Source organism: Fibrobacter sp. UWB5 (assembly GCF_002210295.1).
GTDB lineage: Bacteria > Fibrobacterota > Fibrobacteria > Fibrobacterales > Fibrobacteraceae > Fibrobacter.
Genome location: NZ_MWQH01000001.1, coordinates 1 through 25,442, shown reverse-complemented (window position 1 = coordinate 25,442; position 25,442 = coordinate 1). Strand labels below are relative to the sequence as shown.

38 protein-coding genes and 1 tRNA gene are annotated in these 25,442 nt (G+C 53.0%); 2 read left to right on the top strand and 37 right to left on the bottom strand.

Annotated features, from left to right (window positions below; genetic code table 11):
• Positions 1–36: 36 nt before the first annotated feature.
• The 5 genes from B7989_RS00195 to B7989_RS00175 all read right to left on the bottom strand — a co-directional run bounded on the left by B7989_RS00195 (position 37) and on the right by B7989_RS00175 (position 5,350).
• A complete protein-coding gene (locus B7989_RS00195; RefSeq protein ID WP_088626657.1) occupies positions 37–1,839 on the bottom strand; it encodes a polysaccharide lyase family 1 protein in 1,803 nt (600 codons plus the stop codon).
• A gap of 217 nt (positions 1,840–2,056) precedes the next feature.
• Positions 2,057–3,370: an ATP-dependent Clp protease ATP-binding subunit ClpX gene (clpX, locus tag B7989_RS00190; RefSeq protein WP_088626656.1), complete on the bottom strand. Its 1,314-nt coding sequence runs from the start codon at positions 3,368–3,370 to the stop codon at positions 2,057–2,059.
• Positions 3,370–3,960, bottom strand: coding sequence for an ATP-dependent Clp protease proteolytic subunit (locus B7989_RS00185; RefSeq protein WP_072799965.1), 591 nt, complete (start codon positions 3,958–3,960; stop codon positions 3,370–3,372). The genes clpX and B7989_RS00185 overlap by 1 nt, the downstream gene beginning before the upstream one ends.
• Before the next feature lie 12 nt (positions 3,961–3,972).
• Positions 3,973–5,232 (bottom strand): trigger factor, encoded by a 1,260-nt coding sequence (tig, locus tag B7989_RS00180; RefSeq protein ID WP_088626655.1) that lies wholly within the window; start codon positions 5,230–5,232, stop codon positions 3,973–3,975.
• A gap of 38 nt (positions 5,233–5,270) precedes the next feature.
• A tRNA-Leu gene (locus B7989_RS00175) sits at positions 5,271–5,350 on the bottom strand.
• 107 nt (positions 5,351–5,457) lie between these two features.
• Here B7989_RS00175 and B7989_RS00170 point away from each other — a divergent pair.
• Together B7989_RS00170 and B7989_RS00165 are read left to right on the top strand one after the other, a co-directional pair.
• Positions 5,458–6,450, top strand: a complete 993-nt coding sequence (locus B7989_RS00170; protein ID WP_088626654.1) for an acyltransferase family protein — start codon at positions 5,458–5,460, stop codon at positions 6,448–6,450.
• The gene (locus B7989_RS00165; protein ID WP_088626653.1) at positions 6,423–7,655 is read left to right on the top strand and encodes an oligosaccharide flippase family protein; all 1,233 of its coding nucleotides are present in this window, start codon (positions 6,423–6,425) and stop codon (positions 7,653–7,655) included. Before B7989_RS00170 ends, B7989_RS00165 begins: the two co-directional genes overlap by 28 nt.
• Here B7989_RS00165 and B7989_RS00160 read toward each other — a convergent pair.
• The 32 genes from B7989_RS00160 to tuf form a co-directional block, all read right to left on the bottom strand.
• Positions 7,596–8,939, bottom strand: a complete 1,344-nt coding sequence (locus B7989_RS00160; protein ID WP_088626652.1) for an O-antigen polymerase — start codon at positions 8,937–8,939, stop codon at positions 7,596–7,598. The genes B7989_RS00165 and B7989_RS00160 overlap by 60 nt on opposite strands.
• A 3-nt stretch (positions 8,940–8,942) precedes the next feature.
• Positions 8,943–10,145, bottom strand: a complete 1,203-nt coding sequence (locus tag B7989_RS00155) for a Wzz/FepE/Etk N-terminal domain-containing protein (RefSeq protein ID WP_088626651.1) — start codon at positions 10,143–10,145, stop codon at positions 8,943–8,945.
• A 6-nt stretch (positions 10,146–10,151) separates the two neighbouring features.
• Positions 10,152–11,243, bottom strand: coding sequence for a polysaccharide biosynthesis/export family protein (locus tag B7989_RS00150; RefSeq protein WP_233144180.1), 1,092 nt, complete (start codon positions 11,241–11,243; stop codon positions 10,152–10,154).
• A 221-nt stretch (positions 11,244–11,464) separates the two neighbouring features.
• Positions 11,465–11,929 (bottom strand): 50S ribosomal protein L17, encoded by a 465-nt coding sequence (gene rplQ / locus B7989_RS00145; protein ID WP_088626649.1) that lies wholly within the window; start codon positions 11,927–11,929, stop codon positions 11,465–11,467.
• A gap of 2 nt (positions 11,930–11,931) precedes the next feature.
• Entirely contained in the window at positions 11,932–12,906 is a 975-nt protein-coding gene (locus B7989_RS00140; RefSeq protein ID WP_072799957.1) for a DNA-directed RNA polymerase subunit alpha, read from the bottom strand.
• A gap of 18 nt (positions 12,907–12,924) precedes the next feature.
• Positions 12,925–13,365 carry a 30S ribosomal protein S11 gene (gene rpsK / locus B7989_RS00135; protein ID WP_083532333.1) on the bottom strand — a complete coding sequence of 147 codons (441 nt, stop codon included), beginning with the start codon at positions 13,363–13,365 and terminating at the stop codon, positions 12,925–12,927.
• An 11-nt stretch (positions 13,366–13,376) separates the two neighbouring features.
• Positions 13,377–13,745, bottom strand: coding sequence for a 30S ribosomal protein S13 (rpsM, locus tag B7989_RS00130; RefSeq protein WP_072799956.1), 369 nt, complete (start codon positions 13,743–13,745; stop codon positions 13,377–13,379).
• A 9-nt stretch (positions 13,746–13,754) separates the two neighbouring features.
• The gene (gene rpmJ / locus B7989_RS00125) at positions 13,755–13,871 is read right to left on the bottom strand and encodes a 50S ribosomal protein L36 (protein ID WP_014546097.1); all 117 of its coding nucleotides are present in this window, start codon (positions 13,869–13,871) and stop codon (positions 13,755–13,757) included.
• A gap of 28 nt (positions 13,872–13,899) precedes the next feature.
• Positions 13,900–14,118, bottom strand: a complete 219-nt coding sequence (gene infA / locus B7989_RS00120; RefSeq protein WP_014546098.1) for a translation initiation factor IF-1 — start codon at positions 14,116–14,118, stop codon at positions 13,900–13,902.
• Positions 14,118–15,479: a preprotein translocase subunit SecY gene (gene secY / locus B7989_RS00115; RefSeq protein ID WP_088626648.1), complete on the bottom strand. Its 1,362-nt coding sequence runs from the start codon at positions 15,477–15,479 to the stop codon at positions 14,118–14,120. The genes infA and secY overlap by 1 nt, the downstream gene beginning before the upstream one ends.
• Complete coding sequence (gene rplO, locus B7989_RS00110) at positions 15,479–15,922, bottom strand: 50S ribosomal protein L15 (RefSeq protein WP_072799954.1); 444 nt, start codon at positions 15,920–15,922, stop codon at positions 15,479–15,481. Before rplO ends, secY begins: the two co-directional genes overlap by 1 nt.
• A 1-nt stretch (position 15,923) precedes the next feature.
• On the bottom strand, positions 15,924–16,103 hold the full coding sequence (rpmD, locus tag B7989_RS00105) for a 50S ribosomal protein L30 (protein ID WP_072799953.1): 180 nt from the start codon (positions 16,101–16,103) through the stop codon (positions 15,924–15,926).
• A gap of 13 nt (positions 16,104–16,116) precedes the next feature.
• Positions 16,117–16,599 (bottom strand): 30S ribosomal protein S5, encoded by a 483-nt coding sequence (rpsE, locus tag B7989_RS00100; RefSeq protein WP_072799952.1) that lies wholly within the window; start codon positions 16,597–16,599, stop codon positions 16,117–16,119.
• An 11-nt stretch (positions 16,600–16,610) separates the two neighbouring features.
• Positions 16,611–16,982 carry a 50S ribosomal protein L18 gene (gene rplR / locus B7989_RS00095; protein ID WP_072799951.1) on the bottom strand — a complete coding sequence of 124 codons (372 nt, stop codon included), beginning with the start codon at positions 16,980–16,982 and terminating at the stop codon, positions 16,611–16,613.
• 9 nt (positions 16,983–16,991) lie between these two features.
• Positions 16,992–17,531 carry a 50S ribosomal protein L6 gene (rplF, locus tag B7989_RS00090; protein WP_072800078.1) on the bottom strand — a complete coding sequence of 180 codons (540 nt, stop codon included), beginning with the start codon at positions 17,529–17,531 and terminating at the stop codon, positions 16,992–16,994.
• Between the two features lie 2 nt (positions 17,532–17,533).
• Positions 17,534–17,929: a 30S ribosomal protein S8 gene (gene rpsH / locus B7989_RS00085; protein WP_073057028.1), complete on the bottom strand. Its 396-nt coding sequence runs from the start codon at positions 17,927–17,929 to the stop codon at positions 17,534–17,536.
• 13 nt (positions 17,930–17,942) lie between these two features.
• Positions 17,943–18,128, bottom strand: a complete 186-nt coding sequence (locus B7989_RS00080; RefSeq protein ID WP_072799949.1) for a type Z 30S ribosomal protein S14 — start codon at positions 18,126–18,128, stop codon at positions 17,943–17,945.
• Positions 18,129–18,137: 9 nt separating this feature from the next.
• Positions 18,138–18,677 (bottom strand): 50S ribosomal protein L5, encoded by a 540-nt coding sequence (rplE, locus tag B7989_RS00075; protein ID WP_088626647.1) that lies wholly within the window; start codon positions 18,675–18,677, stop codon positions 18,138–18,140.
• A 9-nt stretch (positions 18,678–18,686) separates the two neighbouring features.
• Entirely contained in the window at positions 18,687–18,986 is a 300-nt protein-coding gene (gene rplX / locus B7989_RS00070) for a 50S ribosomal protein L24 (protein WP_072799947.1), read from the bottom strand.
• Positions 18,986–19,354, bottom strand: a complete 369-nt coding sequence (gene rplN / locus B7989_RS00065; RefSeq protein WP_072799946.1) for a 50S ribosomal protein L14 — start codon at positions 19,352–19,354, stop codon at positions 18,986–18,988. Before rplN ends, rplX begins: the two co-directional genes overlap by 1 nt.
• Positions 19,355–19,375: 21 nt before the next feature.
• Positions 19,376–19,630: a 30S ribosomal protein S17 gene (rpsQ, locus tag B7989_RS00060; RefSeq protein WP_088626646.1), complete on the bottom strand. Its 255-nt coding sequence runs from the start codon at positions 19,628–19,630 to the stop codon at positions 19,376–19,378.
• Positions 19,631–19,648: 18 nt separating this feature from the next.
• Entirely contained in the window at positions 19,649–19,840 is a 192-nt protein-coding gene (gene rpmC / locus B7989_RS00055) for a 50S ribosomal protein L29 (RefSeq protein WP_072799944.1), read from the bottom strand.
• Positions 19,840–20,253, bottom strand: a complete 414-nt coding sequence (gene rplP, locus B7989_RS00050; protein ID WP_072799943.1) for a 50S ribosomal protein L16 — start codon at positions 20,251–20,253, stop codon at positions 19,840–19,842. The genes rpmC and rplP overlap by 1 nt, the downstream gene beginning before the upstream one ends.
• 2 nt (positions 20,254–20,255) lie before the next feature.
• Positions 20,256–20,915, bottom strand: coding sequence for a 30S ribosomal protein S3 (rpsC, locus tag B7989_RS00045; RefSeq protein WP_072799942.1), 660 nt, complete (start codon positions 20,913–20,915; stop codon positions 20,256–20,258).
• Between the two features lie 5 nt (positions 20,916–20,920).
• Positions 20,921–21,268, bottom strand: coding sequence for a 50S ribosomal protein L22 (rplV, locus tag B7989_RS00040; RefSeq protein ID WP_072799941.1), 348 nt, complete (start codon positions 21,266–21,268; stop codon positions 20,921–20,923).
• On the bottom strand, positions 21,268–21,552 hold the full coding sequence (gene rpsS / locus B7989_RS00035) for a 30S ribosomal protein S19 (RefSeq protein WP_072980626.1): 285 nt from the start codon (positions 21,550–21,552) through the stop codon (positions 21,268–21,270). The genes rplV and rpsS overlap by 1 nt, the downstream gene beginning before the upstream one ends.
• A 3-nt stretch (positions 21,553–21,555) precedes the next feature.
• Entirely contained in the window at positions 21,556–22,386 is an 831-nt protein-coding gene (rplB, locus tag B7989_RS00030; protein WP_073322855.1) for a 50S ribosomal protein L2, read from the bottom strand.
• A 2-nt stretch (positions 22,387–22,388) separates the two neighbouring features.
• Complete coding sequence (rplW, locus tag B7989_RS00025) at positions 22,389–22,697, bottom strand: 50S ribosomal protein L23 (RefSeq protein ID WP_073322853.1); 309 nt, start codon at positions 22,695–22,697, stop codon at positions 22,389–22,391.
• Positions 22,697–23,317, bottom strand: coding sequence for a 50S ribosomal protein L4 (rplD, locus tag B7989_RS00020; RefSeq protein WP_073057022.1), 621 nt, complete (start codon positions 23,315–23,317; stop codon positions 22,697–22,699). Before rplD ends, rplW begins: the two co-directional genes overlap by 1 nt.
• Positions 23,317–23,934 (bottom strand): 50S ribosomal protein L3, encoded by a 618-nt coding sequence (rplC, locus tag B7989_RS00015; RefSeq protein WP_072980618.1) that lies wholly within the window; start codon positions 23,932–23,934, stop codon positions 23,317–23,319. The genes rplD and rplC overlap by 1 nt, the downstream gene beginning before the upstream one ends.
• A 5-nt stretch (positions 23,935–23,939) precedes the next feature.
• Positions 23,940–24,248, bottom strand: coding sequence for a 30S ribosomal protein S10 (gene rpsJ, locus B7989_RS00010; RefSeq protein ID WP_088626645.1), 309 nt, complete (start codon positions 24,246–24,248; stop codon positions 23,940–23,942).
• A 9-nt stretch (positions 24,249–24,257) separates the two neighbouring features.
• Positions 24,258–25,442 (bottom strand): elongation factor Tu, encoded by a 1,185-nt coding sequence (tuf, locus tag B7989_RS00005; protein ID WP_072981006.1) that lies wholly within the window; start codon positions 25,440–25,442, stop codon positions 24,258–24,260.

Genomic DNA, 25,442 nt, shown 5'->3' with positions numbered 1-25,442 from the left:
AGTTGCAAACTGGCTTTTGGTTTGGTTAGGAGGTCACTATCGAATTCGAACAGTGTGGCTCTCGGAGCCCACGCGCACCAGGTAGCCACCCGCGCCAGGGAGCGTTACCGCATGTTGATTGCTGGTGGCGAAATTCCTGTAGACCAAGCGGCCCTGCATATCGAAGACGGTAATCGGCTTTGCCATGGCACCCATAATCGAAAGTTCGTGGCCAGAGACCGAGAGGCTTACGCGAGTCTGTGCGACAGCCTGAATGCCCTGCGCCGTTTCAGAAGAGCTAGACGATTCCGCCACTTCGCTGCTGCTCAATTTTTCGGAGCTACTGGACTTTGCTTCGCTGGAACTGGATTTAACCTGCGAAGAGCTTGAAGCCACGCTTGAACTGGATTTCGTTTCGGAACTTCCATTGCCCGCAACCACGGTAATCGTTCCACTCTTGGACACATTTGTCGTAGCACCCGTCGTGGTGACGGTGAATTTGTATGCACCCGCCGCGGCAGTAGATGCCACCGTGCCCGAAATGTAGTAGTCAAGGCCCTTGAGCGTGCCCGTTACACCCTGCGGAAGGCCCGTTACCGTTGCACCGGTAGCACCGTCAATCGTGTAGTAAAATTCCACGATGGAGGCGCCTTGGGCCACTTCCTGATTTGCGCTGCCCGAGCCGTGCTTGGTGAGGCTAGCCTCGCCCGCGACAGGCGTCTGCGACGAGCTGGACTTGGCAGAAGAACTCGATGCAGGCACAACGCTGCTGCTGGACTTCGCCTGCGAAGAACTCGATGCCACCACAATACTTGAAGAAGAAACCGGTGTCACCTGCGAGCTACCCGGAGCCGGGAGCGTTGGGCCAGCGTAAGCCTGGATGGAATCGCGGAGCGCGTAAGCTTTTGCCTGATTACTCACATCGGTAACGCTCATTTGGTATGGCGGCGTGAACGCAGTTCCTTGGCCTGTTGTGTTGCCGGAGGTCTTTTCGTAATAGTTGTTAATCATCGAAACTTTGGCATCTTCTTTGGACTGATTGTTGTAATCCAAAGGATTTTTTACGCCGATGAACACATTGCTTTCGACACGGATGTTTGCCTTCATGCCGGCACGAACACAATAGCTTGCGGCAGAGCTTGTGTAGAGGTTGTTGACCACATGAACCTGGCCAAATCTCACGCGGGGCATACGTTCCTTTACACCATCACCCCACCAGTTGTGGTGTGCGGTAATCTTCAAGGCGTTAGCATCTGCAGTTTTTGAATCACTATTGCCGAAAAGATTGGAAAATTGATGGTTCTTAGATTTGGACGTATAGGTGAACTTGCTCCACGAGACTGTAATATAATCAGACTGGTTTACAATGTCCATGTTACCGTCGTGCCCGTCGTAGACATGAACATGGTCAATCCAAATGTTTTTTGCTTCATGGTTTATTTGTAAGCAGTCTTCATCATCTTCATCGACCGCACCAACACCTTGCACAGAAATGTTTCGAACAATCACGTTCTTGGAGCCGGAAATCTTGATACCGCTTCCTTTGGACGGCTGAGTGATTGTGACTCCAGGATAGCCGTAAAGGGTAACGTTGCTACCGACTTCCACGGTACCTGCATAAGTACCAGGCTTGATGTAGATTGTTTTGTTGCCCGCTTTGGCGTAGCTTTTAAGATCGCTTACGTTGTCAACGGTGACTGTGCCGTAATTGGCTCCGCCAGTGGTGCTGCCGTTTTGGGTCGCCCAGCCCGTCAGCGGAAAATCAGGTGACGTGGCCGCAATCGCGGAAGTTGCGAGGGCTGCGCCCAATGCTGCGCCTACGACAAGAGTTCTAGACCAGTTTTTTTGTGATTTAACCATATCAACCATCCCTTATTTTGACATTTCAAGCCACCACGCTCGAAAATGTTCTCAAATTTCTTCTCAAAATTTATAATCAAAACAACCAAAAGTCAATAGGCATTTCAAAAATAAAATGCACTTTTTTCGTTATTCTAGCGCATAAAACAAGAAAATGGCGATTTTAAGTAAAAATCGCCATTTCTAAAATGTTCTCAAAAATATATTTTACAATTAGCTACGAAGCCTTTTTTCGGGTTTTCTTTGCCGTTTCGGCACCGGCATCGAGAGCGACCGTCTTGTCGGCAGTCTTCTTTTCGGGGGCATTGAGACCGTTCTTCACGATTTCGGCGGTCACCACGAATTCCTTGTTGCCAGAACCCGGCATATCGAACATGGCCTTCTGCAAGGTCTTTTCCATCACAGAGCGGAGCCCGCGGGCACCTGTCTTGCGGACCATCGTTTCGCGGACAATTTCCCTGAGGGCATCGTCTTCGAACTTGAGCTCAATTCCGTCCATTTCGAACAAGCTCTTGTACTGCTTTACGAGGGCGTTCTTCGGCTGGGTCAGAATATTCAGAAGCGCAGCTTCGTCGAGTTCTTCGAGGGCGACAGCCACAGGCAAGCGGCCCACGATTTCAGGAATCAAACCGAACTGGATCAGGTCATCGGGTTCCAAGAGCTTGAAAAGTTCGCTGAGCGAGTTTTCTTCGGCGCTGCGGATGTCGGCACCGAAGCCCATGCCGCCTGTATTCACTCGGCGGGAAATAATCTTGTCGAGCGTTTCGAAGGCACCACCGCAAATGAACAGAATGTTCTTGGTATTCACCTGCACCAGCGGCTGTTCGGGGTGCTTACGGCCACCCTTCGGCGGCACGGCAGCAACAGTACCTTCCAAAAGCTTCAAAAGCCCCTGCTGCACGCCTTCGCCACTCACGTCGCGAGTAATGGAGGGGTTGGCAGTCTTACGGGCAATCTTGTCGATTTCATCGATAAAGATGATACCGCGTTCAGCGCGGGCCACATCGTAATCGGCAGCCTGCAACAGGCGCACAATGATGCTGTCCACGTCTTCGCCCACGTAACCGGCTTCAGTCAGCACGGTCGCATCGGCAATAGTAAAGGGCACATCCAAGAAACGCGCCATAGTCTGGGCCAAGAGCGTCTTGCCCGAACCGGTCGGACCCACCAACAGCAAGTTCGACTTTTCGACTTCTTGCGCATCGGGGTGAGCCTGCTTGTAGCGCAGGCGCTTGTAGTGGTTGTACACCGCCACAGAAAGGGCGGTCTTCGCCTGGTCCTGGCCGATCACGTATTCGTCCAGGTGCGCCTTGATTTCGGTCGGGAGCGGGAGCGGTTTCGAGGAAGCTTCGGCAGCGGCAGATTCCTGCTTGGCACGCACGCGGTCTTCTTCGATAATGCGGTGGCACATCGCAACGCAGTCGCTACAAATCTGCACGCCTGCGCCCGTAATCATCTTCTCGACGCGTTCTGCGGGCTTGCCGCAAAAACTACACGTAACCGTCGGGTGATTTTTCCCGCTACGATACATTAAATGCCCTCTTTACGCGGAACAAAGATTTCGTCGATGACACCGAAGGCCTTTGCTTCTTCGGGGCCCATATAGAAATCGCGGTCAGTCTTTTCGCGGACTTCGTCAATGGACTTGCCGGTATGCTTGGCAACGATTTCAGCCAAGGTTTCCTTGGTGCGCACGATTTCTTTCGCGGTAATCTGGATATCGGTCGACTGACCGGTAGCAGCACCAGACGGCTGGTGAAGCATAATGCGGGAATGCGGGAGCGCGTAACGCTTGCCCTTGGTACCTGCCGCAAGCAACACTGCAGCCATCGAAGCGCAGTTACCAATGCAGATGGTCGCGATGTTCGGGCGAACATGCTGCATGGTGTCGTAAATGGCAAGCCCTGCCGACACGTAACCACCCGGGCTGTTAATGTACAGCGTGATATCCTTTTCCGGATTCTCGTATTCAAGGAAAATCAACTGGGCCATGACGTTGTTCGCCACTTCGTCGTTAATCGGCGTGCCCAGGAAGATAATGCGTTCCTTGAGGAGACGGGAATAGATATCGTAGGCGCGTTCACCGCGTCCGGTGGTCTCAATGACGGTAGGGATGATCATTCAATTTACCTCTTACTTGGTTTCTTCAGCAGCCGGGCGGATACCGACGATGAAGTCGGCAGCCATCTGAACGCGGAGTTCATCACGGAGCTGGTTGATACGGCCGCTCTGACGGAAGTGGCCCTTGAGGGTTTCAAAGTCCACGTGGTAGGCGGCAGCCATCTGCTTCAGGCGTTCGTCGACGTCAGCCTGAGCCGGCTTAATCTTTTCCTTGGTGGCGATGAAGTCGAGAATGCGGTGCTTCTTGATTTCGCGGATAGCTTCCGGAGTGAGGCCGTTCAGCTGTTCTTCAGTCGGTTCCACCACGTCCTTTTCGCTCTGGGCGTTGCGGTTCAGCGTCCACTTGATGAGGTCATAGACGCGAGCCTTCGGCACTTCGAACGGGTTGGCTTCGATAATCTTGTCGATAGCTTCGTTGATAGCCTTGTTCTTGGCAGCATCCTGCTTCTGGTTAGCGAGGCCTTCGGCGAGGTTGTTCTTCAAGTCTTCGACGTCCTTCACGCCAATCTGCTTGCAGAATTCTTCGTCCATGGTCGGCGGAACAATTTCGCGCACGTCGGTAACTTCGACCTTGAACTGGGCGGTCTTGCCGCGATAGCGTTCGTCCTTGTGGTCATCCGGGTACTTGAAGTTGATTTCCTTGGTTTCGCCAGCGGTTGCGCCGGTGAGGCCTTCGTCGAATCCCGGAGAGGCGGATTCGCCGAGGAGAGAACGGAATTCCTTGTTTTCCGGGAGTTCCTGCTTTTCGCCGTCGATCACCACTTCGATGTAGTTGCCAACGACCACGTCACCCTTCTTGGCAGCGCGGTCAACATGTTCGTCCTTGCTCCACATCTGAACCAGGCGGTCGTATTCGGCCTGGACTTCTTCTTCATGAACGGCGGTTTCCGGAACGGTGATGCCCGTGTCAGCGTAGCCCTTGATGTCGATTTCCGGGTCCATTTCGACTTCGACCTTCAGTGCGATGTCGTTTTCCTTGTCGTCCTTGAAGTCGACGACCTTCATCTGGCCAACCGGGATGATATTTGCGTTCTTGAGCGCTTCCTGAACGAGCTTGTTCACGACTTCATCCACAGCTTCCTGACGGATAGCGCCGCCAAACTGCTTGAGGATCATGGCCTTCGGCACCATGCCCTGGCGGAAACCCTTCATGGACACCTGCTTCTTGTACTGAGCAAGCTTATGATCGAAGGGGGCAGTGAGGTCTGCCTGCGGGATGGTGATTTCGAGGGTGCGCACGGTTGCGCTTGTTTCTTTGATTTCTACGCTCATATGAACTCCGAGAGTCGGTTAAAAAGTATTGAAAAACATGCGAGAGGAGGGAGTCGAACCCTCACACCGAAGTGCCAGATCCTAAGTCTGGTGCGTCTGCCAATTCCGCCACTCTCGCGATTTTGCACCCAAAGATACAAAATTTTTCATTTACCGATACCTGCATTCACCTTATTTATCGTTGCGAAGGGCGATTTTGTAAAAGAAAGATGCTAATTTTTAGTCATGGAAATCACACCGACCAAAAGACAACTCTACCCCGATATCGCCTGCGGTTTTCTGATTATCCATATGGTATTCGGCCACATCACGCAACATGCGGGACTATGGCAAGGGCAACAATCCCTGTACACTTTTTGGTGCAGCCTGATATTTTTCATGATGCCCTGGTTCTTCTTCAAGGCCGGAATGTTCTTTCGCGAAAAACCGACCCTCGTCGAAATCAAGGCTTCGGCCAAAAGGCTCCTGATTCCTTTTGCCCTATTTTCATTCTTCGGCGCCTGCCTCGAATACGCCGCCAAAATGAGTCACGAAGGCTTTACGGCCGCAGGCTTCATTCGAGACAACCTGCACGCCCTCCTTATGGGCGGCGCCCTCGAAAGTAACCCGCCGCTTTGGTTCCTGTTCAGCCTTTTCTTCGCAAGAATCATTTTCAACATTCTCTTCAAGAAACTGCCCGACTACATCATCGCCATCATCGGGCTCCTTGCCGCCTGTGCCTTTATGTACGCGCCCCTGGGCCTGCCCCATTATTTCGGAAACATCTCTGCAGGTCTATGCTTCCTTGCTGCCGGGCATTTCTTAAAAGACAAGCAATTCATACGTCCCGTCCTTATAGCCGCCATCGTAACGTTCATTGCCATCTTTGCCGCCAACGCCCCACAAGTAGACATGCGACTCCACCATGTCTCTAGCGGTTTATATTTCTTATGGTTCCCCGCATCGCTTGCAGGCATCGTCATCCTCGACCATATTGCCAGAATCCGCCTACTCGAAAAAATAAGGTTGCAAGCTATCGGCAAGGATTCCATGACCTATTACGTTTTGCACTGGCTCGTTATCGTGTGCGCTTCGATAGTCATCAAAAGAGTCCTGCCCGACGCCTCCACTGAATTAAAGATTGCGCTCTATACAATCGCTTGCGGAATCATCCTCCCCCTCACCGTCTTTATCCAGAAACGCATCAAATCATGCAAGCACTCAGAAACATCAAGATAGGCGTTTTCATATCTCTGGTCAATATCCTTATCCAGGGCGTTTCTGTCCTTGTCCAGAACCTTATCGCAAACAATTTGGGAATTGTCAAGTTCGGTTCCTTCGGAATCCTGCAAAGCGATTACACCATCTTCTGCGCCCTCGCCGACTTTGGCATGGCAACGCTGATTCTAGCCTTTTTCGGCAAGCGCGCGACAAACGGCACCCTGTTCACCAACGTCTTGCAACTGAGACTCTTCATGACGGCGTTAACGGCCATTGCCATGGTCGTCTTCGCATTCACTGTCCGAAGAGGGAGCGATATCTTTGAAGGCGAACTGGTTCTTGCACTTGGCCTACTCTTCCAGCATGCGTTTTTTGACTGGTACTTCATTTGCGGAAACTTCTGGAAAAAGCTCCTGATTTCAAAAGTTCTCCACACGCTGTCTTACTGCACCGTCATGGGAATCGCCCTCTGGGTACTCAAACTCGATTCCATTCCCCTGATTGCGCTTGCCATGGTGATTGCGGCCCTGCCCGCGTTCGGGTTCGGTGTCGGCCAGGCGTTTACCTTCAAGATTTTCCGCATCGGTTTGCACACGGCCAAGTTCTTCAAGCTCATGTTCAAGTCGGCATGTCCCTATGCGCTTTCGAGCATTGCAAGCTTCGCCTACTTGCCGGTCGGCCTTTACACGGTAGCGCACTTTACAACGCCCGAATTTCTGGGCGCCTACAATTTCTCGCACAAACTCGTCATTCTCGCCTCTAGCCTCATGGTGCACTTTATTTCGTCAAGCCTCATTACCTTGCACCAGACCGATACACGCGTTCTCCACTTGCGCGACCAGGCCGTATTCACGCTTTTCATCGCGGCGGTCACGACCCCCTTCTGGCTGTTCCCGCAATACACGCTCCGCATCGTTTTCTTTGCCGCCCCCTGGACGCCCGATGTCCTGGAAACCAGCTGCTACTGCCTGCGCATTCTCGCCTGCTCCCTGATTCTGCAAGCGACCCGCATGGGAATGATTTCGACCTTGCTCAAGGAAAAACGCACATGGCTCTACGGAACCATGATTACCGTTGGCGGCGTGATAAATATTGCAGTCTGTATCGGTGGCGCAAGCTTGCTCAAGGCGCCCTACATTCCGATGCTCACCCTTTCGGGCGATTTATGCCTGAGCCTGTTCCTGCTCGCTTACTTTGTCAAGAACCGCAGGTTCCGTTGGTAATTCTTTTACCGTGCCGCGCTTCTGCCACATGCACACGGTAGAAACGAAATAGATAATCGCACCCCAGATGCAGAAAATGCCCTGCTTGTAACCCGCCGTAAAGAACCACCATCCCACAAAGTAGATGAAGTAGGTATACATCAGAATCTGCCGCGGGGTAAAGGGCTTGCACAAGCGCAAATGAAGCACCGTGAGGCCGATTCCGCATAAGAGCGGAAACAGGAGCACGCCGAGCAAGTGGAAGTCCTTATAAACTTCCCAAAGATAGTTCACCGTGTTGAACCCTTCCACCTTCTGGATTCTGTCGTTAAAGGCGTCATCCCAGCGGAAACTGGTCCTGAACGAACCCGTGAGCCTTGCGTATTCGAATATGCCGTTAAAGAAGTCGATACCGTAAGTATGCGGGTGTATTTCGCGATCGGTCGGCGGGTTCAGCGCATAATCCAGGTTCCAGTAGTTATTCGCCAAGTACTTGTAGGGCAGTTCAAGCACCACGTCCATCGCCTTGCCCTCGGCGGAACTGCCACCATACTGGTCACGAAGACTGCTTATCGATACGAACACCGCAATGGCAACCACCAAAAGCGTCGTAATGACAATCGGCGAAATCCGCTTGTACAGGTAGTTCACAAAAATCAAGAAGAAACCCGCATTAAAGAACAGAGTCGTTCTGTTCGGGTATGTCATCAGGTTTACGGCAATCGTCACAAACACCATGACAAAGGCCACATGGCGTACCCACTGCACATCGTTGAACTTCTTAAAAGACGCTACGCCGAAAAGCAGTACGCACAACGGACCGCTATTGAACAGGAGTGTGTAATAGCCGTAGTTGATATCTTTCGTCATCCACTTGGCCGGGCTATCCGTGAATATGATCAGGTTGCCCACCACCGAGTATACGCCATAAACGCCCACAAGAAACAGGCAGAACACGCAGAACGAAAGTACCAGGTGAATAGTCCAGTTATAACGCTTGGGAGCCACAGGCTCTGAAACGTTGACCGGCAATCCCTTCGACTTCGCGTGAAGCCTCGCAATAATACAGCCGCCTGCAAACGACAAGAATCCAAGGAGCCACACGCCCCAGGTATAAAGTTTAAAATCACTCATCGCCCTGTTTATCTGCAGATACGAGATAGCGAGGGTAATGCACTGCGCAAAGCAATAGACATTGAGCGGACTAAAGAAATCCTTCTTGAACCACCAAGACTGGAATAGGCAAAAAATGACTACCAGAAGAAGGGCGGCGCTGACCGGATATTCTACTATCCACGAAAACACGGGCTAGCCCTTGTTCTTTTTAAAGAATCCCTTGAAGGCGTTCCATTCCGCAGCCACCGAGGACCCGCGCTTCGATTCGCTGGCCAGGTAGCCAAGCAAGTTGCTGACAATAGTCGCAATAATGCAGGCCACAGAGAACACGAACACCAGGGTAACGCCTCTCAGAGGGTAAATCTTCTTGTCGTTTTCCCAAGGCGGTTCAAGCACATGCAAGTTCGTAAGCATCTTCGCTTCTTCCATGCGCATCTGTTCGCTCTGCTGGCGAAGCAACTTGTACATGGCCTCTTGCACGCGAATCTCTGTTTCGCGGCGCATGTATTCGGCGGCAAGTTCCGGAGACTTCTTGAGGGCGACCATGCCCATGTTCTCGTGACGGCCCTTCAAGGCACCGTGCAAGGCCGAATTCACGCCCTGGTAACGCTTGGTGAGTTCGTCATAGCGCTTGCTCTTTTCACCGCGGTCAGCCTTTTCGAAAGCCATTTCAATCGACACCTCTTCGCGCTTGGCCTGCAAGGCACCCAAGTACTTGATTGTCGATTCAAGCTGAACATCAGGGTCATAGAAATTGTTGTCCACCTGGAACTTCACAAATTCCTTGATCAAGGAATCCAGAGTCATTTCACAGGAATCGAGCCTGCTCTGGAAATAAATTCTTGACTGCCTTGCCTGCGCTGTCTTGAAAGCGTTAAAGGCGGAGTCCGCCTTTTCAAGCATGAAGGCCACAATCTTTGCGGCAAGCCTAAAGTCTTCGTCTTCCATGGAGACGGCGAACATGTCTTCCTTGTTGACTTCTACCGCAAAATTCTTGCGGAATTCCTTCAACAAGTCCGCATGGAAATCGCCATCGAATTCATAATGCTCCGCCAGGTTGAATTCCCTAATCACCTGGTCATGCAATTCCCACGAATTGAAAATCGTCCAGACAGCGTTCTCATCTTCGTCGCTACTGGAAAGCCCAAGGAGCGCGCCCATGCCAGAGGCGCCACCGAGCATTGAACTCAAACCGTTCAACGAAGTCTGAGACGAAGACGGCGGAGTCACCACAGCCGTCGCCGCATACACAGGCTTAATGACCCACATGACAAGCACAAAGGCTACGATCGTGGGAATAAGGACAATCGCTAGGCACAACTTGAAATGCTTCAAGTCGTTATTCAGCAAGCGAAGGCAGACTTCGATAAAACCGACAGATTCCTGCTTTTCCATACAAAACTACTTATAATTGACGTAAATGATGAATGCCGAAGAAATCACCGTAAGGAGCGACGCCAAGAACAACGTGAAATCCTTGAAAGATTCATAATGGCTCTTCGGGATTTCGATATAGTCGCCCGGCATAATCTGGTCTTCGGTCACGCTCAGTTTCAAAGGTTCAGGGCTCTTGCCACGCCATACCTTGACCTGGCTCCACGATCCCGTAATCGTGTTGATGCCAGACGCCGCCACATAATCAATGGCATGCCACGAAGGATCGTAAGGATAGCGACCCAAGTAGTTCACGGCACCGCCCACGTACACAAGCATTTCCTGTACGGAGAATTCCACTTCGGTATTCGGTGCAACAGTCGTCTTGCTCATTTCAGAAATATCGATCCAGCGCGGGGCCTTGCCCGGTTCACGAACGCAAGCGGCCTTGTAGCCGTAGTTATGCAGGCGGTAGCCTCCGACCAGGTCGAAGTATTCCTGCAAGGTACGACCTTCCTGGTATGCGGCACTGGTCCTGTAGCCCGGGAAAATCAACGAAACGTTTTCGCCCATCTTCACGAACGGCACATAAACCTTGTCGCCCTGTTCCAGCATGATGTCGTTATCGAATTCGCCCTTCGTCGCCATGGCACTGTAATCCACGTGAATCGTATCCTTACCACGAATCACCTGCACATCTTCGATGTCGGCGCTCAAAAGGGTTCCGCCCACCTTGCGCAAAAACATGCTAAGTCTCGTCTGCGGTTCCACCAACTGCTGGCCCACTTCCGAAATGGCACCCATGGCGTTCACCTTGAATTTCTTGAGCACGGAAAGCTGCACAAAGCACTGGTCACGCTTGTAACGCTTGGCTGCAAGATCCAGAATCAGTTCTCGCGCCTCGGCAAGCGTCTTGCCACCCACGATAACGCCACCGCATTCTTCAATGGCGACAGATCCATCCGGATACACCTGCACAGTCAAATAATTGTCTTCGAGCATCAAGTCCAAAAAGTCGCCGGGGCCAAGCACGTAGCTCGAATCAACAGGGGCTTCTGCAGAAGCTGGCTGCATCACGGCCGAACTGCGCGACGAGATTCCACTCCTCTTCGTAGACATCAGTCCCGAGCCAAAAAGGTCGTCATCGGCAAAAAGGCTAACGCAAAGTAAAGCTATGAATAGTATAAAGTTACGCATGTCTCTATAAAATACAAAATTAAAGAGTAAAGATACTAGTCAATAGTTAATAGTTGCTAGGATTTTTTATCCAAGGTCAATTACCAAAAAAGAGGGAGCCGACATGCATCGGCCCCCATCTCCAATCTTTTTGCAAAGATCAATTATGCCTTGCTTTCGCCTTCGACCATGCTCACAGCTTCGGACTTGGCAGGTTCGCTAGCCTTCTTGGCCTTCACGACGATTTCGTCTTCGACGAGACCGACGAGAGCCATTTCGGAAGCGTCACCAGCGCGGTTCGGGCCGAGCTTGATGATGCGGGTATAGCCGCCGTTACGGCCGGCATAGCGCGGACCGATCGTTGCGAACAGGTCCTGCACAGCCTTCGGGCTCATCACGAAGCGAGAAGCTTCACGACGTGCAGAAAGGTCACCCTTCTTTGCATAAGTGATCATGCGATCCACGCAGCTGCGGACGAGCTTAGCCTTGTGGAGAGTAGTGCGCACGTAGCGGTTGCTCTGCTCGGCTTCCATGCCCTTCTCAAGAATAGAAGTGGTAAGAGCGCGGAGGATGGCACGCTTGTGCTGAGCGTTAACGCCCAATTTCTTGTTTTTTACACCGTGTCTCATGTTTAATCCTTCAAGTAGTCATCGACGTCCATGCCAAAAGAGAGGCCCATGGAGGTCAACACCTCGTTAAGTTCCACCAAGGACTTCCTGCCGAAGTTCTTGTATTTAAGCATATCGTTTTCCTTGTTGCGCACAAGTTCGCCGACGGTATGGATGTTAGCCATACGGAGGCAGTTGCTGGAGCGAACGGAGAGTTCCAGATCGTCCACGCGGGTGCGCAGGAGCTGGGCGATACGCTGACGTTCTTCATCCATTTCAAGTTCTTCGGGGCTTTCGAGATCGCCTTCGAAGTTGATGAAGATTTCCAAGTGGTCCATGAGGAGCTTTGCAGCGTATGCAAGAGCGTCTTCCGGATCGATGGAACCGTCAGTCGTGATTTCCAGTTCCAGACGGTTATAGTCCGTCTTCTGGCCAACGCGGGTATCGCTGATGTGCATCGCGACTTTCTGCACCGGGTTGAAGTTGGCGTCCATGGCGATCACGCCAATCGGAGCGTCCTTGTCCTTCAATTCGTCTGCAGTGACGTAGCCGCGACCGCTGGAAATCTTCACTTCCAGGGAGAGCGATGCGTTACCGTTCAAAGTAGCGATATGGACGTCCGGAGTCAAGATGGCGACATTCGGATTGTCCATGAAGTCCTTGGCCGTGACTTCGCCTTCGCCGGACATGTCCAAGCGGAGCGTTTCGTCGTGGTCGGACAGGAGCTTCACGCGGATGCTCTTGAGATTCAGGATAATGTCAGTGACATCTTCCTTCACACCCGGAATCGTCGAGAATTCCTTATCGACGCCTTCAATTTTCACGGAGACAATAGCCGCACCCTGCAGAGAGGAAAGGAGCGAGCGACGGAGGGCGTTACCGAGGGTAATACCCCAGCCACGTTCCAAAGCCTCTACGACAAACTTGGCGTAGCGACCATCTTCGCCGGTTTCCACTTTCTGGAAGCTGCGCGGCATCTGAAGTGATTTCCACATCATTGGCGATACCTCTTTTAATTAGACTCTTCTCTTCTTTTTAGGACGGCAACCATTGTGCGGAACGCCCGTCACGTCTCGAATAGAGAGAACTTCGAGGCCCGCATTCTTGATAGCACGGACAGCGGATTCACGACCGCCACCTGCGCCCTTGACGCGGACATCTACCTTGCGCATACCGAGGTCGAAAGCCTTGTGGGCAGCGACTTCAGCGGCGAGCTGGGCAGCAAACGGAGTGCTCTTGCGAGAGCCCTTGAAACCGGAGTTACCCGGAGAGCCCCAAGCGACCACGTTGCCGCGAGCATCGGTGATAGAAACGATTGTATTGTTGAAGGAAGCGAACACGCAGGCGATACCCTGAACGTCAATACGCTTCTTGCCCTTCTTGACCTTTTCTTCTGTAGCAGCAGCGACCGGAGCTTCGGCAGCGGCAGCAGTTTCCTTAATTTCTTCTTCAGCCACGATGAATCTCCTTACTTCTTCTTGTTAGCCACAGTCTTCTTGGGGCCCTTACGAGTGCGGGCATTGGTACGGGAGCGCTGACCGCGAACAGGGAGACCCTTGCGGTGGCGGATGCCGCGATAGCAGCCAATATCCTGCAGACGCTTAATGTTCAAGGTGATTTCTGCGCGGAGCTGACCTTCCACAGAGTATTCGTCTTCGAGGAGATGACGAATCTTACCTTGTTCTTCTTCAGTCAGGTCGTCACACTTCTTGTTCTTGTCGATGCCCAGCTGAGCACAGACCTTATTAGCGGTGAACAGACCGACACCATAGATTGCCGTCAGACCGTATTCAACAGTCTTGTTTTTCGGTAAATCGACACCAGCGATACGTGCCATACGATCTCCTTATCCCTGCTTCTGCTTGTGACGGGGGTTCTTCGAACAGATGATGCGCAATACACCCTTACGGCGGATGATCTTGCAGTTTTCACATCTGGGTTTGATGGAGGCTTTGATTTTCATAGGTTTGACCTTTCTTTGAAAATACCTATTACTTGTAACGGTATGTGATTCGTCCACGATTGAGATCGTAGGGAGAAATCTCTACCAACACTTTGTCGTCCGGCAAAATTCGAATGAAATGCCGACGCATTTTTCCTGAAACATGAGCGAGAATCTCGTGGCCATTTCCGAGTTGGACACGGAAGAAAGCGTTGGGAAGGGCTTCCAACACAACACCTTCTACTTGTATTCCTTCTTCTTTAGCCACTAAGACGCCATCCTGCCGCGAATGCGGCCATGCTTGAGGAAACCTTCATAATTCTTGGTATGCAACTGGGCTTCGAGTTGACGGAGCGTATCCAGCGCCACACCGACCACGATAAGTACCGAGGTGCCCCCAATATAGAAACTCATATTGAGTGCGTCTTTGAGATGGAGCGGACCAACACTGATTAAAGCGAGGAAAAGCGATCCAGGCAAAGAAATTCTCGTGAGAACGTGGTCTATGTACTTTGCAGTTTCGTTACCCGGACGGATTCCCGGAATAAATCCACCACTTCTCTTGAGGTTTTCGGCAATGTCGTTAGGGTTGTACTGGATTGCCGTGTAGAAGTAGGTGAAGAATATAATCAGGAGAGCGAAGATCACACTATAGGTAATGTGACCCGGGATGAACGCAGCCGCAAAGGACTGCATCGCAGAAACGTTCGGGAACCAGGAAGCGATCATGGCCGGAATGAACATGATGCAGCTTGCAAAGATCACGGGGATCACGCCAGCGGTATTCACCTTGAAAGGCAGATAGCTGGACTGGCCGCCCACGACCTTGGAACCTACAGTCCTGCGAGGACTTTGGAGTGGAATGCGACGGTTCGCTTGCTCGACGAATACGATAAAGCCGATAATCAGGATCACGACAGCGAGAATAAAGATCTCGATGGCGAGAGGCTGGATATCTTCCTTAAACATTTCAATTTCTGCAAGGGCAGCCCGCGGAAGGCCGCCGACGATACCGGCGAAGATGATAAGAGAAATACCGTTACCCACACCGTGCGAGGTAATCTGCTCGCCCAGGTACATCACGAAGATCGTACCGGCGGTGAAGGTCAGGGTAGCTAGTAAACGGAAACCGATGTTTCCGGCACCAGAGGAGAAGTCATCAGCCAAGACAGACACTCCGGCACCGGTAGCGGTTGTCACCTTAAGGGACGAAAGCCACACAGAAATGCCCCATCCCTGCAAGGCAGCGAGAGCTACCGTAAAGTAACGGGTATATTGGTTCAGCCTAGCACGCCCTTCCTGACCTTCCTTCTGAAGCATCTGGATAGCGGGAATCACGGAACCCATCAACTGGATGATAATGCTCGCACTGATGTACGGCATGATACCCAGGGCAAAGATGGTAGCCTTAGCGAAGGCACCGCCCGTGAAGGAGTCATACAGACCGAACAAATTATTCGAGTTACGGAAGAACTCCGCCAGAACGGCAGAATTCACTCCGGGGATAGTGATGTGTGCGCCAAGGCGATAGATAATCAAGACACCGAGCGTAAAAAGGAGCTTTTTACGCAGGTCTTCAATCTTGAACGCATTAGCGAACGCATCAAGGGCTTTCTTGAGAGCTTCCATTAGACGATCTCGACTTTGCCGCCAGCAGCTTCGATCATGGCCTTAGCCTTTTCGCTGATGGCGTTAACCTTTACATTGATTGCCTTGTCGATGGTACCAAAAGCGAGGACCTTGATAGGCAGTTCGATGTTCTTGATGAAACCCTGGTCAAACATTGCCTGGGCGTCGAAGTCCGTCACGCTGCAAGAAGCGAGCTTCTTGAGGTTAACGATCTGCGTGTCCTTGGCGAAGTGAGACTTGAAGCCACGCTTCGGGATGCGACGGTGGATCGGCATCTGGCCGCCTTCGAAGGCGACGCGACCGGCCTGTGCACTCTTACGAGCGCCAGCACCCTTCTGGCCACGGCCAGCGGTGGTGCCCCAACCGGAACCCGGACCGCGACCAATGCGCTTGCGGCTCTTGCCCTTGGCAGCCTTGCCAGGATTGAGAGTATTGAGTTCCATCTTAGATCTCCTCGACCTTCACCATGTCAGCCACGGCATTGATCATGCCCTGGATGCTGGGGGTCAAAACGTGTTCAACAGACTGTCCGATCTTGCGGAGGCCGAGAGCAGCCACGTTAGCGCGGTGCATCGGGAGACGGCGGACAGTACCCTTAATCAAAGTAATACGAACTTTCTTCATCGTGTATTACTCCTTAGGCATTGGCGCCGCGGAGGGCAGCGCAGTCCTGTTTGTTCTTCTGGGCCAAGAGACCTTCGAGGCAGGCGCTCACGACAGTGCTCGGGTTGGAAGAACCGTGAATCTTGGTGAGGATGTTGCGCACACCGGCCAGTTCGAGAACGGCACGGGCAGCGGCACCGGCGATAACACCAGTACCCGGAGCAGCCGGCATCAAGAGGATGCGGGTTGCGCCGCTCTTGACTTCGATGTCGTGGGGAATGGTGCCGTCGAGGAGCTGCACTTCAACGATGTTACGCTGGGCGGCTTCGGTACCCTTACGGATAGCTTCGGAAACTTCCTTAGCCTTACCGAGACCAACACCGACCTTGCCGTTCTTGTTGCCAACGACAACGAGAGCGGAGAAGGACATACGGCGACCGCCCTTGACGGTCTTAGCGCAACGGTTGATGTGTACAACCTTGTCTTCAAATTCAGAAACTTGAGCTTCGCGTTCCAAAGTGTACCTCACTAGAATTTGAGTCCGCCTTCACGAGCTCCCTCAGCGAGAGCCTGAACGCGACCGTGATAGATGTAACCGCCGCGGTCAAAGACCACGGATTCAATGCCCTTGGACTTAGCGACTTCAGCAATCTGGATACCGAGCTGCTTGCTCTGTTCCGACTTCGTCATTTCACCAAACTTAGCCTGGAATTCCTTGGCAGTGGTGGTGAGCTGGACGAGAGACTTGTTGTTTTCGTCGTCGATAATCTGGGCTACCATGTGGGACAAGGAACGGCGAACAGCCAAACGAGGGCATTCTGCAGTTCCGACAACAGACTTGCGTACGCGTTCGTGGCGTGCGATTCTGGACTGGATTCTTTTCTTAGCAATTGCAGTCATAGTTTACCCTTATTTACCTGTCTTCTTACCTTGCTTACGACGGACAATTTCGCCTTCGTACTTGATGCCCTTGCCCTTATACGGTTCAGGCTTGCGGTACTTGCGGATTTCTGCCGCAGCTTGGCCGACCTTCTGCTTATCGATGCCCTTGATGGAGATCTTCAGCGGGTCAACAGCCTTGAGTTCAACGCCTTCCGGGGCCTTGAAGATAACCGGGTGAGAGAAGCCGAGAACCAAGTTGAGGTCCTTGCCCTTCTGTTCCACACGGTAACCAACGCCGACGATTTCGAGCGTCTTCTGGAAACCCTTGGTCACGCCTTCGACCATGTTGGCAACGAGAGCGCGAGTGGTGCCATGGATGGCACGGGTGAACTTCTGATCGTCAGGACGAGAGAAGGAAAGCTGGTTGCCTTCGAGCTTGATTGCAATCAGTTCATGAACGTCGGTCTCGAGCTTGCCGAGAGGACCTTCAACCTTGATGTTCTGACCATTGACGGCGACTTTCACGCCGGCCGGGATATTGATAATAGCTTTACCGATACGGGACATCTTTACCATACCTTTGCGATGACTTCACCACCCACGTTTTCCTTGCGGGCTTCGTGGTCGGTCATCACGCCTTTAGATGTGGAGATGATAGCATAGCCAAGGCCATTGCGAACGCGCGGAAGCTTTGCGGCGTCAACGTAGTGACGGAGACCCGGCGAAGAAATGCGCTGGATGCCCTGGATAGCGGATTCGCCCTTCGTGTAACGGAGGAGGACCTTGAGGATGCCCTGCTTACCGTCATCGACGACGACGAACTTTTTAATGAAACCTTTTTCCTGCAACACGCGAGCGATTTCACGCTTCAAGTTGCTGGCAGGAATGTCCACCACGGGGAGCTTTGCCGAAGCGGCATTGCGGATACGGGTGAGCATATCGGCGATAGGATCTGTCATTGCCATGAGTATACTCTCCTTACCAAGACGACTTTGTGATACCGGGGATTTCGCCGGCGAGTGCCATTTCGCGGAAGCAAATACGGCAAAGGCCAAAGCGGCGCATAAAGGCGTGCGGCCTACCGCAACGCTTGCAGCGGTTGTACCCACGAACGGTATACTTCGGGGTGCGCTTGCATTTTTCAATCATTCTTGTGCTTGCCATGGTATTACCTTACTTCCTGAAGGGGAGTCCAAGTTCTTCGAGCAGGGCGCGGCCTTCTTCGTCCGTCTTAGCGGTCGTCACGAAGGAGATGTCCATACCGAAGGTACGAGAAATCTTGTCAATGTCGATTTCAACAAAGATCGTCTGTTCCTTGATGCCGAGGGTAAAGTTACCCATGCCATCAAAGCCACGACGTGCGAGACCACGGAAGTCACGGACACGCGGGAGGTCGATGTTGATGAAACGGAAGAGGAAGTCCCACATGTTTTCGCCGTGCAGGGTGACCTTAGCACCGATGCCGATGCCTTCGCGCAGATGGAACTGAGCGATAGCCTTCTTGGCGTTGGTGACGACGGCCTTCTGACCGGTAATAGCGGTCAGGGTATCAACGGCTTCATCCAGGATCTTGCGGTTAGAGGCGGCAGCGCCGACACCCATGTTGAGCACGATCTTCTGGAGGCGGGGAATTTCCATCACGTTCTTGTAAGCAAACTTCTGCTGCAAGGCCGGAACTACTTTTTCGAGATAAAATTGCTTCATCTGGTTCATGTGTTACCTCTAGATAGCCTTGCCGGACTTGACGCTCACGCGGGAAGCCTTCTTGCCGGCTTCGCGCACGATACGGGTACGGACAGGAGTGTTGCCTTCGAGGAGCATCACGTTGGAAATGTCGATCGGCAGTTCCTTTTCAATGATGCCACCAGTCTGATTGGTCTGAGACGGCTTTTCATGACGCTTGCGGACATTCACGCCCGAAACGGTCACCTTACCGCCCTTGACACTAATCACGGTGCCGGTCTTGCCCTTGTTGGCACCGGAAATCACCTTGACGTTATCATTCTTCTTGATGTTTGCCATTAGAGAACCTCAGGTGCGAGGGAGATGATCTTCATGTATTTCTTGTCGCGGAGCTCACGAGCCACCGGTCCAAAAATACGGGTTCCACGAGGTTCGCCATCCTTGTTGATGAGAACCACGGCGTTGTCCGAGAAACGGATGAACGTGCCATCCGGACGGGCAATTTCTTTGCGAGTGCGCACGACGACGGCGTCAGCTACGGAACCCTTCTTCACCTTGCTCTGGGGGATTGCGTCTTTGACGGCAACCTTGATGACATCACCGATGCTGGCATAGCGACGGTTGGTGCCACCCAAAACGCGGATGCAGGCGACTTCCTTGGCTCCACTGTTATCGGCCACGACGAGTCTGGTTTCTTCTTGAATCATATTCGCCTTACTCCAAAACGATTATTTCTTCTTAGCTACAACGCGAACGAGGCGCCAGCGCTTCGTCGCAGAGAGCGGACGAGTTTCCATGATTTCAACCAAGTCACCTTCACCGGCTTCGTTGTTTTCATCGTGAGCCTTGAGCTTCTTGGTGGTGGTCATGATCTTGTTGTACACCGGGTGACGCTTACGGTTTTCAACTACGACGGTGATGGTTTTGTCCATCTTGTCAGAGCTGACGACACCCTGTCTTACCTTACGAAGGTTTCTATCCATTTCCTGCTCCTGCCCGGCTTATGCCTTGGCCTTTTCGGTGAGGATGGTCTTGACCCTAGCGATATCCTTACGGGTATTGCGGATCGAAGAGGGTTTTTCCAAGTTACCGAGCTTAGCAGCCATACGGTAATTGAACAAATCGAGATTCAACTGAGCCAGTTTTTCCTTGAGCTGGTCAACGCCCAGTTCCTTTAATTCACGTGCTTTCATTAGATCTCCGATTCTTCGATGATTTTGCACTTGAGGGGGAGCTTCTGTGCTGCGACATGGAGAGCTTCCATGGCCAGTTCACGTTCGACACCACCCATTTCGAAAATGATGCGACCCGGGAGGATAACGGCTGCCCAGAATTCGACGGCGCCCTTACCCTTACCCATACGGGCTTCAGCAGGGTGACGGGTGATCGGCTTATCGGGGAAGACGCGGATCCAAACGCGGCCACCGCGCTTGATCTTACGGGTCATGGCGATACGAGCGGCTTCAATCTGACGAGCAGTCAGCCAGCACTTTTCAAGAGCCTGAATGCCGAATTCGCCGAAGGCGATGGAGTTGCCGCGGGAGGCAATGCCCTTCATGCGGCCTTTCATCTGCTTACGATGTAATGTTCTTTTAGGACTCAGCATAATTACTTCTCTCTCTTGTTATCGTTCATGACGTCCTTGCCAATCTTTTCGCCGTGCATGATCCACACCTTGATACCGATGGAACCATAAACGGTCTTAGCAATGGCAGTCGCGTAATCGATGTCTGCGCGGAGAGTGTGCAGAGGCACGCGGCCTTCGGCATACTTTTCGACGCGGGCAATTTCGGCACCACCGAGGCGGCCACCGCACTGCACCTTGATACCTTCAACGCCCATGCGCATAGCGGACTGGATAGCGCGCTTCATGGCACGACGGAAGGAAATACGCTTTTCGAGCTGACGAGCGATGTTTTCGGCAACCAGCTTGGCATCCGTTTCCGGGCGCTTGATTTCCTGGACGTTAATATAGATTTCTTTACCGGTGAGGAACTGGAGTTCGCCCTTGAGCTTTTCCAATTCTTCGCCCTTACGGCCAATCACGATACCCGGACGGGCGGTAAAGAGGTTCACGTTCACCTTCTTGACGGTGCGTTCGATGCCGACCTTGGAAAGGGAGGCATGTTCAAAACGCTTCATCAAGTAGCGACGGAGCACGATGTCTTCATAAAGAAGATCGGCAAACTTGTCTTCGGCATACCACTTGGATTCCCAGCCGCGGATAACGCCAAGACGAAGACCATTCGGATGAGTTTTCTGACCCATTTTAATTACTCCTTGTTGGCCACAACGACTGTGATGTGAGAGAGCGGCTTTTCGATACGGAAAGCACGGCCCTGGGAACGCGGGTGGATACGCTTCATGATGGTACCACCGTCGGCAGTGATGGTCTTGACGACCAGTTCTTCGGCGGCAACGGCACCAGCGGCCTTCTGCTTGAAGTTAGCAACAGCGGACTTCAGAGCATTTTCGACCAGCGGAGCACCCTTGGTCTGCGTGTGGAGAATAGAAAGCATTGCGAATGCTTCTGCAACGGACTTGCCGCGAACCAGGTCGACAACGCGACGGAGCTTGCGAACGCCGTAACGGACGTTTTTCACTTTAGCAACAGCTTGCATTATTTCTTTCCTCCAGCAGCGGTTTCAGTCTTACGGTGACCGCGGAAAGTGCGGGTCATGGAGAATTCACCCAGCTTGTGGCCGACCATGTTTTCGGTCACGTAGACGGGGATGAACTGCTTGCCGTTATAGACGGAGAACGTAAGTCCGACCATATCAGGAATGATGGTGGAACGACGGGACCAGGTCTTGATAGCCTGTTTCTTGTCGGAACCGGCCATCGCCTGGGCTTTGCTCAAAACGTGGGAATCCACGAAAGCACCTTTCTTAAGGGATCTGGACATGAATTAGGCCCTCTTCTGACGACGACGTACGATAAACCTATCGGTACGCTTATTGTTACGAGTTTTGGCACCCTTAGAGTTCTTACCCCAAGGAGAGCACGGATGACGACCACCAGAGGTACGACCTTCACCACCACCAAGGGGGTGATCGACCGGGTTCATAACGACACCACGGACGGACGGGCGAATGCCGAGCCAGCGAGAGCGGCCTGCAGAACCCGAGGATTCATTCATGTGATCGATATTGGAAACCTGACCCACGACGGCGAGGCAATCTTCCGGAATGTAGCGAACTTCGCCACTCGGGAGCTTGACCTGGCAGAGCTTGCCGTCTTTAGCGACGAGTTCTGCACCTGCACCTGCGGAACGAGCGATCTGAGCGCCCTTGCCCGGTTTCATTTCGATGTTGTGGATAATGGTGTTCAGCGGAATATCGCGGAGCGGAATAGCGTTACCGACGCGGAATTCGGCACCTTCGCCAGAATTCAGCACATCACCAACCTTGACGTCAGCCGGAGCGATGATGTAGCAGCGCTTGCCGTTCAGGTACTTGACCAGAGCGATACGAGCGGAACGGTTCGGATCGTATTCGATCGTTTCAACAGTGCAGGGGATGCCAGCAAACTGACGCTTGAAATCGATGATACGATACAGTTTCTTGTGACCACCACCGCGACGGCGGGAGGTGATTTCACCGGCGTTGTTACGGCCGGAGCTACGCTTGATGCCTTCGGTGAGCGGCTTGTACGGCTTTTCCGCAGTGATTTCCTTGCGGTCACCAATCTGCTTGTAGCGCAGCGTCGGGGTAAGCGGGCGATAAGACTTCAGACCCATGATTATACTCCTTCGAACTCGGCAATCTTTTGCCCGGCCTTAAGCGTGATGTAGGCCTTCTTCCAGTTGGACTTCTTGCCGGCGACCATGCCCATACGAACGCGCTTCATCTTGCCGCGGTTGATAAGGGTATTGACGGAATCAACCTTGACGCCGAAACGCTTTTCGATAGCGTCCTTGATCTCGGTCTTCGTTGCGGTCTTGGCAACCTTGAATACATACTTGTGCACGTCATTACGCACAGCAGCCATCAAACGGGCGGTAGCTTCGGTAATGTGCGGTGCAACGAGAATTTCGTGAAGTTCACTCATTAGCGGCCTCCTTCCAGTTCGGCGAGAGCTGCCTGGGAGATGACGACGTTGTTGGCGCGAACGATGTCGTAAGTGTTGACATCGGCAACGCGTGCGCAACGGCACCAAGGAATGTTGTTAGAAGAGAGGTAAAGGTTCTTGTCAGCTTCGCTCACGAGGAAGAGAGCGTTGCGCTGTTCGAGACCGGCCTTGTTGAGGACGGCGAGGAGATCCTTAGTCTTCGGGGCGTTGAAAGCGAGAGCTTCGAACACCTGCACCTTGCCTTCGGCAGCCTTAGCAGCGAGAGCAGAGCGGAAAGCGATCTTCTTGACCTTCTTGTTCACCTTTTCAAAGTAGTCATGGGACTTCGGACCATGAGCCTTAGCACCACGAACCCACACGGCAGAGGTGTTCTGACCGGAACGAGCGCGGCCGGTACCCTTCTGCTTCCAGGGCTTCTGACCACCACCGCTAACGGCGGACTTGTTCTTGGTCTGGGCAGTGCCCTGACGGTTGTTGTTCAGGATAGCCTTGATGTGCAAGTACATGCAGACCTTGTTGACTTCCTGATCGAACATGGCCGGGAGCTGAATATCATTCTTGAAATCGCCAGTAGCGGCGAAAAGCTTTGCTGTAGCCATTAGTCTTTCCTCACCACGATGATGCTGTTCTTTGCACCGGGAACTGCGCCGCGGACAAAGATCAGGTTGCGGTCGCCGTCAACCTTGACGACCTGGAGGTGCTTCACGGTCACTTTCTTGTTACCGAACTGACCGGCCATACGCTTGCCCGGGAAAACGCGGCCCGGATAAGAGTGAGCGGACGTACCACCCGGTTCGCGCATATTGTGCGTACCGTGAGAACGAGGACCGCTGTGGAAGTTATGGCGCTTGATGGTACCGGAGAAGCCGTGACCCTTGGAGAGGCCAGAGACATTCACCATCTTCACATCGGCGAAGTCAGCTGCACCGAATTCCTTGCCAACCGGCCAGGCTTCGAGATCAGCGACATCGAATTCAGCGAGGTGTTCACGAACAGCAACGTCAGCCTTCTTGAAATGGCCGATTTCTGCCTTGTTGGCACGCTGTTCTTTCTTGAGACCAAAGCCGATCTGGACAGCAGTGTAGCCGTCCTTCTCTTCTGTCTTATGGCAAACGACCACGCACGGACCGGCTTCGAGAACCGTTACAGGAACGCGTTCGCCCTGTTCCGTGAACACTTGGGTCATTCCCAATTTCTTTGCGAGAATACCGTTCATTGTTATTAAACCTTAATTTCGACTTCAACGCCTGCCGGCAAGTCAAGTTTCATGAGGGAATCAACAGTCTGCGGCGTAGCATCAAGGATGTCGATAAGACGCTTGTGCGTACGGGATTCGAACTGTTCACGGGAAGTCTTGTCGATATGCGGAGAGCGGATCACCGTATACTTCTGGATCTTCGTCGGAAGAGGGATGGGGCCGGCAATGCGTGCCCCAGTGTTCTTAGCTGTATTCACGATGTCTTGAGCGGAGCGGTCGATCATACGATGATCGAAGCTCTTCAAGCGAATACGAATGCGTTCACCAGCCATGATAATTCCTTACTTGATGATTTCGGTTACGGAGCCAGCGCCAACGGTACGGCCACCTTCGCGGATTGCGAAGCGGAGCTGCTTTTCCATTGCCACCGGGGCGATCAGGTTCACGTGAATGGTCACGGTGTCACCCGGAGTCACCATTTCAACACCTTCCGGGAGCTGGATCGTGCCAGTCACGTCGGTGGTGCGGAAGTAGAACTGAGGACGGTAGCCGTTCATGAACGGAGTGTGGCGGCCACCTTCGTCCTTCGTCAGGACGTAGATTTCTGCCTTGAATTCGGCGTGCGGGGTCACGGACTTCGGAGCAGCGAGCACCTGGCCGCGGCTGATGTCCTTCTTTTCTGCACCGCGGAGGAGCAAACCGACGTTGTCGCCAGCCTGGGCGTCGTCGAGGAGCTTGCGGAACATTTCAACGCCGGTAACAACGTATTCGGCGGTTTCGCCGAGACCAACGCGTTCGACCTTGTCGTTCAGGTGAACCACGCCGCGTTCGATACGACCGGTAGCGACGGTGCCACGACCAGTGATGGTGAACACGTCTTCGATCGGCATCAGGAACGGCTTTTCGGTTTCACGGGCCGGAAGCGGGATGTAGGTGTCGCAGGCGTCCATGAGTTCCATGATCTTGTCCTGGTAGGCGGGGTCGCCTTCGAGGGCCTTGAGAGCGGAACCGCGGATGATCGGGGTGTTGTCGCCGTCAAATTCGTACTTGGACAGAAGGTCGCGAACTTCCATTTCCACGAGGTCGAGGAGTTCTTCGTCGTCCACCATGTCGACCTTGTTCATGAACACGACGATCTTCGGCACGCCCACCTGGTGAGCGAGGAGGATGTGTTCACGGGTCTGCGGCATCGGGCCGTCGGTAGCTGCAACGACGAGGATGGCGCCGTCCATCTGGGCAGCACCGGTCACCATGTTCTTGACGTAGTCGGCGTGCCCCGGGCAGTCGACGTGAGCGTAGTGACGGTTTGCAGTGGTGTATTCCACGTGGGAGGTGTTGATCGTGATGCCGCGGGCCTTTTCTTCGGGAGCGTTGTCGATTTCGTCGAAACGCTTGGCGGCGGCGAGGCCGCGTGCAGCGAGAGTCGTGCAGATTGCGGCGGTCAGAGTGGTTTTGCCGTGGTCAACGTGGCCGATGGTGCCGATGTTGCAGTGCGGCTTGCTTCTGTCAAAATGTTCTTTTGCCAT